The organism is Streptomyces sp. NPDC031274, assembly GCF_055570235.1.
The window spans coordinates 23,261-31,786 of sequence record NZ_JBVIHP010000050.1; the positions used below are offsets into that span (position 1 = coordinate 23,261).

Consider the following 8,526-nt stretch of genomic DNA (forward strand, 5'->3'; position numbering starts at 1 on the left):
GCGCCGCATGTCGCGATGGAGGACGAGCGACATCACGGCTGTCGTCGACCGGGTGCGCAGAGTGCCGTCACAGCACCGGGAGTACCGCCTCGGCATCGAGGACGCTCGGCGGGTGCACGGCCTGTCCGAAGAGCTCGTGTCCCAACTCCTGGACGCCGGATTCCCGCATGCCGTCTCCGGCCGCACCGTCCTGATGGACGGCCTTGACCTCGCCAACTCCTCGGCGCAGCTACGGCTTCCGTCGGCCCGAACCATGGCCTTGCGTGGCTGGGCGCCCGCCCTCCGTGCCGAGGCGTCCGGGCGGTCGCCGGCCCGCACCGTGACAGTCGAGCCGCACTGCCCCGCACCCGGCCATGCCGGTCCGTGCCGCTTCCGGCTCACGCCCGAAGTCGCCGAGCACTTCGGTCCGGGGCCGAACGCGGCTTCCGGAACCTGGTGCGCGCAGCTGCGCCCGAGCCGGGGCGGCAGCGTGCTGCTGCCGGAGCGGATGCGCGAGCTGACCTCTCTGCTCGACGGCGTCGACTTCCATCTGCTGCCCCGGGCCCTCCACCACGACCTGGGATTCCTGCGCGGCAACGGGCTCGCCGACTGTCCGCTCGCTGCGGAGTTCCTGGCCCGTGCGGCGGCGGAGCTCGGGTTCACCTCACGCAAGGCGTTCGGGATTTTCCTGGCCGCACCCTATGCCACCCCACACCTCTGGCTCGACCTCTGGGTCGACGGGGCGTGGGCCGCGGTCGACCCCCACTTCCTGAGCATGCTCGCCGACTTGGGCATTGTCGACGGCGCCGAGTGGCCTCCGTTCCGGACGCTGGGAGGCGCCGCCTGGCGGCTGTGCGGCAAGGACACTCCGCTGGTTCTGCACGGTGACCGCCACGCCCCCTATTCACTGCTGGCCAAGCAAGGAGAGTCCGATGACGGACGAACACAGCGGCGTTGACACCGACGCGGGCCTGACCGGGATGGCTTACGACTACACCCTCGGCGTCATCGCGGAGGTCCTCGACATGCCGGCCGCGGAACTCGACGACGTGGACTCGTTCACGTCGCTGGGGCTCACGTCCCTTCAGAACATGAACGTTGTGGCGCGGTTCGACCAGGACTTGTGCGGCGTCCCTGTCCTCCTGCTCTTCGACTGCCCCTCCCCCAGCCAGGTGGCCGCCTACGTGGTCGAGCACAAGAAGGACGAACTCGTCAGAGCTCTGGCCGATGGGGAGAATAGGTGAGCGGCGTGGACCACAGTGCGGACGAAGACATCGCTGTCGTGGGGATGACCGGACGTTACCCGGCCTCCCCGGATCTGGAGACCTTCTGGCGCCGCCTCCTGCAGGGAGACGACTGCGTCACAGAGATACCGAAGGAGCGCTGGGACTGGCGGAACTTCGCGGACGCGGCACGCGCGGAGTCGTACTCCTACAGCCGCTGGGGAGGCTTCCTCGACGGCATCGAAATGTTCGAACCCGGCTTCTTCTCCATCTTGCCGAGGGACGCAGTGACCATGGACCCGCAGGAGAGGCTCTTCCTGGAGAGCTGCTGGTTCCTGCTCGAAGAGAGCGGCTACCTGGGGCCATCCACCCACGAGCCGGACACCGGCGTCTTCGTGGGACTCATGCACAACACCTACGGCAGCATCGGGGCCACCGCATGGCCGCGCGGCCACTTTCGGGGCGCCCGCTCGTCACACTGGTCCACGGCCAACCGTGTGTCGCACTATTTCGACTTCCACGGCCCGAGTCTCGCCGTAGACACGGCGTGCTCCTCCTCCTTGACCGCCATACACCTGGCCTGCGAGAGCATCAGGCGACAGGAGTGCACGATGGCCGTGGCCGGCGGTGTCAATCTCATTCTCCATCCGGCCCGTTATGCCTCGCTCTGTGCGATGAAGATGCTTGCGCGGGACGGTGCGTGCAAAGTCTTCGACGAGCGTGCGGACGGGTTCGTCCCGGGGGAAGGCGTGGGCGCTGTGCTCCTGAAGCGCATGGGGCAGGCCCTGCGGGACGGGGATCGGATCTGGGGCGTGATCAAAGGCAGCTTCCTCAGCTCCGAGGGCCGCACCATGGGGTACACCGTGCCGAGCCCCGCGGCCCAAGAGGCGCTGATCAGCAGAACGCTGCGCCGTTCCGACATCGCTGCGGAGACCATCGGCTACGTCGAGGCGCACGGCACCGGCACCGCCTTGGGCGATCCGATCGAGGTGGCCGGGCTCACCCGGGCGTATGCGAAGGCCGGGGTCCGCCCGGGCAACTGCGGCATCGGGTCGGTGAAGAGCAACATCGGCCATCTGGAGGGCGCGGCCGGCATCGCCGGACTGACGAAGGCCCTGCTTCAGCTGAAGTTCCGGACGCTCGTCCCCACGCTTCACCTCGGTACGCCCAACCCGAGGATCGACTTCGGCTCGACGCCGTTTCGTCCGGTGCGCTCCCGCACCGACTGGGAGACCGACGGCCACCCCCGGCGCGCGGCCGTCAGTTCGTTCGGCGCCGGCGGGGCCGACGTCCACCTGATCGTGGAACAGCCCCCCGAACCGCCCTCGGATCCGAGCTCGGACCAAGTTCCCGATCCGCGTCCCGCCGCTCACACCTTCGTGCTGTCTGCGCGTAATCGGGACCAACTCGCCCGGCTAGCCCGGGAGACTGTGGACTCCCTCGACCGTGGGCCGCTGCGCGACGTGCCGATGCACCGCCTCGCGCACACCAGCCAAGTGGGCCGCAGGGAGATGCGCGAGCGGCTGGCGGTTGTGGTCCGTGACCCGTCCCAACTGCGGGGCCAACTCGACGATTTCGCCCGCGGGGACAGTCCGCGCGGCGTCCACACCGGACGTACGCGCGGCGCACCCGGTCATGCTCCACAACCTGCCGTGGCAGCGGATCATCCGGACGCCGCACGCCTCTGGTGCCTGGGAGCCCCTGTCGCGTGGGACGGCCAGTGGTCCGAAAGACGCCCCCTCAGAGCGGCGCTTCCCCCCTATCCCTTCACTCGCAAGCGCTACTGGGCCGTGGACGACGACGGCCGGAACGGACCCCAGGATGACTGAACCCACAGCTTTGCCCTCGCTGGTCCTCGCGGACCTGATGGGGCTCATGCACGCGTTCCTGCTCGGTGATGAGGAGCAGATCTCCCCCGATGACGATTTGCTCGACCTCGGCTTCGACTCCGTCTCGCTTGCAGAGCTGCTCGCCAAGATCAACAAAATGTTCGGGACGGAACTCGAGGCCTTCGTCATCTTCGACTGCCCCAGCCTGGGCGAGCTGAGCGGCCACCTCGTGGATCACTACGGCACGGACCTGCTGCGCCATTACGAAGGAGTCCCGGAGTGACCCACACCGTGACTTTCAGCGGTGCGCGGACCATGACCGAGCCGTTGACGTGGACCCAGCACCAGACGTGGAAGAACCTGCGGATCTTCGCACCGCAGGACACCAACGTGGGCTGGTACCAACCTGTACCGGACGGACTGGCGGCCGACGACGTCTGTCGTGCCCTGGGCCGCGTGGTCGAGAACTTCGAGTCGCTCCGTACCCGGTACGACACCACGCACGCGGGAGAGCCGTGCCAGATCGTCGAAGCCCAGGGCAGCATCCAGGTGGAAGTGGTTCGCAGCCGGGCGGGCGAGGCGGAGGACGTGGCGCGGCGGCACATGGAGGAGCTGGCCAAGAGGCGGTTCGAGCACGCGTCGGAGCTGCCGGCCCGGTTCGCCGTCGTCCTCCTCGGCGGTGCCCCCGCGTATCTCGTGGTGTCCGCCTCCCACTTGTCCCTGGACGGCTATGCCTGCGCCCTGGTCGAAGAAGCACTGGCAGCGGAGCTCGGCGGTGGACAGCCGGGGGGCGTTCCCGCGCCACGGCTCCAGCCGGTGGACCGGGCCCGCCTGGAGCGGTCGCCCGAGGGCCGGCGACGGAACACCGCGGCGTTGGCCTATTGGGAGCGCACCCTGCAGGACTGCCCGCCCAAGAACTTCCCCCGCCCCGGCCGGGGCGGCGCCGGCACGCGGTGGCACCGTGCCGTGATGTACTCCCCGGCGGTCGAAGCGGCCGCCGGGCTGCTGGCCGCGCGCTTCCGTGTGAGCTCCTCCGCCATCTGCCAGGCTGCCACCGCCGCTCTCGTCGGGGCACTCTCGGGACACGACCGGTGCGTCTTCTCCGAAGTGGTCTCCAATCGCGCCGCCCTCGCCGACAAGACGTACGTCGGTGATCTGGCCCAGGGCGCAGTGGTGTCGGTCAGGACCACAGGAGCGACTTTCGCCGAGCTGGCCCGGGAGGTGTGGCTGGCCAGGATCGAGGCGTACTCGCATAGCCGCTATCACCCGCTCGACCTGGACGAGCTGTGGCCACAGGTGGAGCGCGCGCGTGGCGAGAAGATTCTCCTGGATTGTTTCTACAACGACATGGCCACGGCTCGGCGAACACGCCTTCCTGCCCAGGAAGGCGGGCTACATGCCCTGCTCGGCAGGACCAGAGTGCGGGAGGAGCCCGTCGCGGTGGACACCGACGCCAGGCTCTCCCTGCATGTGTACAGCTCTCCGGCAGGGGCGGAGTTCGCCTTGCGCACCGACCCCGCGTACGTGCCGGGTCCCGGCGCCAGTCAATTCCTGTGCGCAATGGAGGAGTTGCTGGTCGCGGAGACGGAAAGCCCGGGCCTGCGACGGCCCATCGATTACATAGCGGAATCTATCGAAAGGTGCACCACCGTATGACGTCGACCGGCCGCGTAGCCCTCGTAACCGGCGCCAGCCGCGGCATTGGATTTGCCATAGCGCAGACACTCGTGGAACGCGGCGACCGTGTGTGCATCACGGCCCGGGGCGAGGAGGGCCTTGCAGCGGCGGTCGAACGCCTGGGCGGGCCCGGCCGTGTGATCGGCGTGCCAGGGCGTGCGGAGGAGGAGATCCACCAGAACTCGGCGGTGACCGCGACGCTGGAGCGGTTCGGCCGCATCGACCATCTGGTCAACAACGTGGGGACGAATACCGCGTTCGGCCCGCTGACCGGTATCGACATGGCCGCCGCGCGCAGCATCATCGATGTCAACGTCCTCTCGGCCCTGGGATTCACCCAGCACGTGCATGCTGCGTGGATGGCTGACCACGGTGGTGCGATCGTCAATGTCGCCTCCATATCCGGCTTGGGCGCCGCCCCCTTCATGGGGCTCTACGGGGTCAGCAAGGCGGCGATGATCAGCCTCACTACGCAGCTCGCCTATGAATTGGCCCCGGACATCCGCGTCAACGCGATCGCTCCCGCTTTGGTGAAAACGGCGTTCGCCGCAGGGGCGTATCAGGGGCGGGAAGAGGAAACCGCGGCGACCTACCCGCTTCAGCGCATCGGCGAGCCCGACGACATTGCGGGAGCGGTCGCCTTTCTCCTGTCCGGGCAATCGGCATGGATGACGGGGCAGACGCTGGTGTTCGACGGCGGCATCACACTCCGAGCTGACCGCGGGGGAGCCCGCAGAGCACGCCGAGCGCGGTCCGTGACGTGAGCACCCAGAGGCCTTCCTGTGAGGAGTGACGAATGGATTTCAGCCTGCTGTACTTCGCCAACCGTGAAGTGAAGGATGCGGCATCGGAGTACGAACTGCTCCTGCGGACCGCCGAGTTCGCGGACAAGAATGGATTCAAAGCATTGTGGCTGCCGGAGCGCCACTTCCACCCCTTCGGCGGGGCGTACCCCAATCCGGCCGTCGCAGCGGCGGCGATCGCCGTGTCCACCCAGCACATCCGGCTGCGGGCCGGCAGCGTCGTCGTCCCCCTGCACGATCCACTGGAGATAGTCGAGAACTGGTCCATGGTGGACAATCTGTCGCGAGGCCGCGCTGACCTGGCGCTGGCCACGGGGTGGGTGGCCAATGACTTCGTGCTGGCTCCGGACCGGTACCCCGACCGCCGCCGTCTCATGTTCGACAACATCGACGTCATCCGTGATGTGTGGGACGGAAAACCGGTCGAACGTGTCAATGGTTCGGGCGAAACAGTCCAGGTCTGCACCTATCCGCGGCCGTTCCAGTCGTCTCCCGAAGTGTGGGTGACGGTCACGGCGAATCCCAGAACATTCGAGGAAGCTGGAACCCGGGGCCTGAACATTCTGACCGCGCTGCTCTTCCAAAAGGTGGACGAGCTTTCCGCCAACATCCGTAGGTACCGCGCGGCACGCGCAGCTGCGGGCCACGACCCGGCGGCCGGGACGGTGACCCTCATGGTGCATGCGTTCGTCGGAGAGTCGGACCGTGCTGTGCGCGATGTCGTGAAGTCGCCCTTCCAGAATTATCTGTTGTCCTCGTTCGACCTCTGGCGCGGACAGTGGGACGGTCTGCGCACGGCCGACCAGAAAGACGTTGTTGCCTTTGCCTTTGAACGCTACTTCCGCACCGCCGCCCTCTTCGGGTCGGTCGAGCGCTGCGTTGCCTTCGCCCAGTCACTCGCCGGTGCCGACGTGAACGAAATCGCGTGCCTGGTGGACTTCGGCATCGACGGCGAAACACTGCTCGCCGCGCTGCCTTACCTGAATCAGGTCAGAGTGCGGAGTAGCGAGCCGACGCCGGGCGAGAGCTCCACCGCGAGGGGGAACTGAGTGAGTGAGGACTTGATTCTCGTCACCGGCGGCGCCGGATTCATCGGCTCCCACCTGGTCCTGAGGCTGCTTTCTCAGTATCCCCGAGCTCGCATCGTCACCGTGGATAACCACTTCACAGGCAGCTTGTCCAACCGTGTGATGGACGAACGCGTGACCCATGTGGAGGGAAGCACCTGCGACATCACGAAACTGTGGCGCCGACTCCGGTTTCCAGCTCCGCGCGTTGTGTACCACCTGGGAGAGTACTCCCGTATCGCCCAGTCCTTCGAAGAGCCCGACAGAGTCTGGGAGTTCAACCTTCTCGGCACGAGAGAAGTCGTACGCCTCTGCCTGGACCATGGCGCTCGGCTCGTCTATGCGGGCTCGAGCTCCAAGTTCGGAGAAAACGGCAGGGATGAACATCTCAGCCCCTACGCGTGGACCAAAGCGAAGAACGTCGAGTACATCCGCAACATGTCCGACTGGTATGGACTTGACTACGTCATCACCTATTTCTTCAACGTGTACGGCCCTCGACAGATATCTACCGGTTCCTACTCGACCGTCATCGGAATCTTCGAGGAGCAGATGCGCACGGGCCATCCGCTGACGGTGGTGGCCCCAGGAATCCAAATGCGCGACTTTACACACGTCGACGACATCGTCGAGGGTGTCGTCATCTGCGCCGAGGAAGGGAACGGAGACGGGTATCTGCTCGGCAGCGGTGTGGAACACCGCATCATCGACGTAGCCGGAATGTTCGGAGGGCCGGTGGAGTTGATCCCGCCACGGCGCGGTGAACGCATTCGTGGCCGGGCGGATATATCCAGGGCGCGGGCGCTCGGCTGGGAACCGAAAAGGAGTTTGCAGGACTACATCGCCGGTCTGCGACAACGACTGCCGAAGATGTCCCGTGGGGCGGTCTAATGAGCTCGTGCATGGTTGGCGGTGGCGCGTCGAAGGCCGCGGGTTCGCCGTTGTGTTCACGTTCGCGCACCGCTGCCGAGGGTCGTGCTCTGTTGGTGGGAGAGGAGTCCGGCGACGGTTTGGATGATGTCGCTCATGTGCTCGCGGCGTCCGTGGTGTGCGAGGACCCGCCAGTTCTTGAGATGGCCGATGCCGTGCTCGACGCGGATACGTCGTGAGGAGTGGGCTTTGCGTCGCCGCTCGTGCATCTCCTCGTACCACTGCGGCGGGTTCTTCTTGAACTTGCGGTGCGGTGGCGTGATCACCCGGCCGCCGGTCTGGGCCCCGAGTCCCTGGTAGCCGGCATCGGCGAGGATCTCCACGGCCGGTCCGTTGGCCAGGAGCTTGGCCAGGCCCAGCTTGCGGGCGTGAGTGACGTCTGCGCAGCAGGCCGGCTCGGCTGGGCTGCAGAACAACAGCCGTCCCTCGGTGTTCGTGACGACCATTGACTTCACGGCGTTCTGCTTGTTCTTGCCGGAGATGAACTTGTCCCGGTTCTTGCGTCCGGCGGCCGGGCGGCGGACGCGGACCTCGGTGCCGTCGATGACGCCGGTCTGCCCGTCGGTGCCGAGGTGGTCGATGACTTCGGCTAGCGTGCGCAGCCGCAGGCCAGGGGCGACGGTGCAGCCCCGCTCGGCAAGCAGAGGCCGTACCTCACCGATTGCACGCGTGATGGTGGAGCGGTCGACACCGGTCCAGCAGGCCAGCACGTCATGCGTGGCACAGTGCCGGAGGTTGACCAGGATCGCCAACAGCCGGTCGACGAAGATCAGTTTGTGCTTGGCCCCCGCACCGACTGACCGTCGGCGGGGCCGCAACTCCAGTGCGGCCTGGTGGCGCTCGTGCCACAACGGACCAATCTCGGCGACGAGTTCAGCGATCACGTCGGACGTCAGCCTGGTGATCCGCTGACTTCAGATGATTGAGCCTTTTCAGAGTGGCCACTGATCGGGTGACGGCGAGGGGGCCACAACGCACGAGGCACCCGTGCCGTTGAGGGAGGTGTTCGAAGTCTCAA

Annotated in this window: 9 protein-coding genes; 8 read left to right on the forward strand and 1 reads right to left on the reverse strand. The window is 66.8% G+C overall.

Annotation, left to right across the window (positions count from 1 at the left end):
* Positions 1–7 precede the first annotated feature (7 nt).
* Genes ACZ5CR_RS42615 through ACZ5CR_RS42650 form a run of 8 tightly spaced genes read left to right on the forward strand, consistent with a single transcriptional unit; the run spans position 8 to position 7,469 of the window.
* On the forward strand, positions 8–937 hold the full coding sequence (locus ACZ5CR_RS42615) for a hypothetical protein (protein WP_468868296.1): 930 nt from the start codon (positions 8–10) through the stop codon (positions 935–937).
* Positions 912–1,223, forward strand: coding sequence for an acyl carrier protein (locus ACZ5CR_RS42620; RefSeq protein WP_468868298.1), 312 nt, complete (start codon positions 912–914; stop codon positions 1,221–1,223). The genes ACZ5CR_RS42615 and ACZ5CR_RS42620 overlap by 26 nt, the downstream gene beginning before the upstream one ends.
* Positions 1,220–3,031: a type I polyketide synthase gene (locus ACZ5CR_RS42625; RefSeq protein ID WP_468868303.1), complete on the forward strand. Its 1,812-nt coding sequence runs from the start codon at positions 1,220–1,222 to the stop codon at positions 3,029–3,031. Before ACZ5CR_RS42620 ends, ACZ5CR_RS42625 begins: the two co-directional genes overlap by 4 nt.
* Entirely contained in the window at positions 3,024–3,314 is a 291-nt protein-coding gene (locus ACZ5CR_RS42630) for an acyl carrier protein (RefSeq protein WP_468868307.1), read from the forward strand. The genes ACZ5CR_RS42625 and ACZ5CR_RS42630 overlap by 8 nt, the downstream gene beginning before the upstream one ends.
* The gene (locus tag ACZ5CR_RS42635; RefSeq protein ID WP_468868308.1) at positions 3,311–4,687 is read left to right on the forward strand and encodes a condensation domain-containing protein; all 1,377 of its coding nucleotides are present in this window, start codon (positions 3,311–3,313) and stop codon (positions 4,685–4,687) included. Before ACZ5CR_RS42630 ends, ACZ5CR_RS42635 begins: the two co-directional genes overlap by 4 nt.
* Entirely contained in the window at positions 4,684–5,472 is a 789-nt protein-coding gene (locus ACZ5CR_RS42640; protein WP_468868310.1) for an SDR family oxidoreductase, read from the forward strand. The genes ACZ5CR_RS42635 and ACZ5CR_RS42640 overlap by 4 nt, the downstream gene beginning before the upstream one ends.
* A 32-nt stretch (positions 5,473–5,504) precedes the next feature.
* Positions 5,505–6,560 carry a MupA/Atu3671 family FMN-dependent luciferase-like monooxygenase gene (locus tag ACZ5CR_RS42645; protein WP_468868312.1) on the forward strand — a complete coding sequence of 352 codons (1,056 nt, stop codon included), beginning with the start codon at positions 5,505–5,507 and terminating at the stop codon, positions 6,558–6,560.
* The gene (locus ACZ5CR_RS42650; protein WP_468868315.1) at positions 6,561–7,469 is read left to right on the forward strand and encodes an NAD-dependent epimerase/dehydratase family protein; all 909 of its coding nucleotides are present in this window, start codon (positions 6,561–6,563) and stop codon (positions 7,467–7,469) included.
* A 56-nt stretch (positions 7,470–7,525) separates the two neighbouring features.
* Here the strand turns inward: ACZ5CR_RS42650 and ACZ5CR_RS42655 are convergent, their stop codons facing one another.
* Positions 7,526–8,392, reverse strand: a complete 867-nt coding sequence (locus tag ACZ5CR_RS42655; RefSeq protein ID WP_468868318.1) for a transposase — start codon at positions 8,390–8,392, stop codon at positions 7,526–7,528.
* Between the last annotated feature and the right edge of the window lie 134 nt (positions 8,393–8,526).

What these genes read in the sequence shown, in the direction of transcription:
- ACZ5CR_RS42620 (WP_468868298.1), top strand. Translation starts at nt 912, where the DNA reads ATGACGGACGAACACAGCGGCGTTGACACCGACGCGGGCCTGACCGGG.
- ACZ5CR_RS42640 (WP_468868310.1), top strand. Translation starts at nt 4,684, where the DNA reads ATGACGTCGACCGGCCGCGTAGCCCTCGTAACCGGCGCCAGCCGCGGC.
- ACZ5CR_RS42630 (WP_468868307.1), top strand. Translation starts at nt 3,024, where the DNA reads ATGACTGAACCCACAGCTTTGCCCTCGCTGGTCCTCGCGGACCTGATG.
- ACZ5CR_RS42615 (WP_468868296.1), top strand. Translation starts at nt 8, where the DNA reads ATGTCGCGATGGAGGACGAGCGACATCACGGCTGTCGTCGACCGGGTG.
- ACZ5CR_RS42645 (WP_468868312.1), top strand. Translation starts at nt 5,505, where the DNA reads ATGGATTTCAGCCTGCTGTACTTCGCCAACCGTGAAGTGAAGGATGCG.